The following is a 1,461-nucleotide window of genomic DNA, read 5'->3' as shown; positions in this document are numbered from 1 at the left end:
AAGACCCTGCGGCTGCATAAATTCGCCAATACGCGCGACAGGGAGTTTGTGCGCGCCGTGGTGGACGATTTTCTTGAACGCTTTGACGGGCGCGCCCTCGAAGGGATGCTCCCCAAACTGGTCTTTTTTTCTCCCAGCATTGAGGATGCCACAAAAAACCTGCGCCCCATCCTGGAAGAGGAGCTGAACCGGCGCGACATCCCGGTCTCACAGCTTCTTGTCAATGTGGGCGACCCGAAAATCACCAGCAACGACGACATCAGGGCCTTCAACAATCTGGACAGCGCGGCCTCGGAGAAACGCTTCCTCATCCTTGTGAACAAGGGCAAGGAGGGCTGGAACTGCCGCTCGCTGTGCGGCGTGGCCATGTTCCGGCAGCCCAGGTCAAAGATTTTTGTGCTTCAGGCTTCCATGCGCTGCCTGCGCTCCATTGGCGATCAGCAGGAAGAGGGGCAGGTCTATCTGACGGCGGAGAACGCGGAGATCCTCAACGACGAATTGCAGCAGAACTTCCGCCTGACCACTGACGACCTGCTGCCCCCGGAACGGGCCACCACGCGATACGAAGTGCGCGTCCTGAAGAAAAAGCGCATCTCCCTCACGCGCGTGCGTCACCTCTATGATTGCAGGGAAAAGGAGCCCGCCGCCCCGGTGCGCTTTGGCATGGAAAACTGGGACGTGGATCGCTACCGCATCCTCCACACCGAGGAGAAGATGCTCCTCCAGCCCGGCGCGCGCAGGACGCAGGAGACGCCCACCGACATCAGCTATATCAAGGAGCAGCGCACGTGGAGCGCCTATACGCTCGTGGCCGAGATTGCCCGCTATCTATGCGCCTCGCCGCTGAAAATCGAAGGGCTGCTGCGGCAGAGCGAAGAGGGGCTGGACGCCTTGGTCGCCAGGGTCAACGAGTTCAACGAGCTGCTCTACGACGAGATCATCCCCCGGCTGTTTGACGCGCTCTACGAGGTCACGAATTACGACAAGCAGGAGCATGTGGAAGTTGAGCTTGTCCACGACCCGGCGGGCGGCTTCTTTGAAATCCACGGCGACCCGCAAAAGACCCAGCTTTTCAAGGAGTGGCAGGCCGATGCCAGGAAAAACGCGCTGGCCGGAAAGAGCTTTCACCTTGATACCTACTGCTTCGACTCCCTGCCGGAGCAGGATTTCTTCCTGAATGTCATCCGCCAGGACGACATCAGGGAGGTCTATTTCACGGGTATGCTCACCCACGGCCAGACTGATTTCCACCTCAACTACATCGACCCGGATACGCATGGCGTGCGGAACTACTACCCGGATTTCCTCATCCTGACCAAAGGCGGCGAGTGGCTGGTGGTGGAGGTCAAGGCGAAAAACATGATGGACGACCGGGACGTGCTGGCAAAACAGGCTTTTGCGGAAACCATGCTCAAGGCCAGCCGGATAAAATACCACATGATCCCGCATACCGAGGCAGCG

1 pseudogene is annotated in these 1,461 nt (G+C 59.1%); it reads left to right on the top strand.

Features of this window, described 5'->3' with window-relative positions:
* Positions 1-1,461: pseudogene (locus tag G7Y51_RS13425) on the top strand (type III restriction endonuclease); the annotation flags it as partial.

The sequence above is a fragment of the Desulfovibrio sp. ZJ369 genome (assembly GCF_011039085.1).
Classification (GTDB): domain Bacteria; phylum Desulfobacterota; class Desulfovibrionia; order Desulfovibrionales; family Desulfovibrionaceae; genus Desulfovibrio.
Note: the sequence above shows the minus strand (reverse complement) of the source record. Positions and strands in the feature narration are given on the sequence as shown.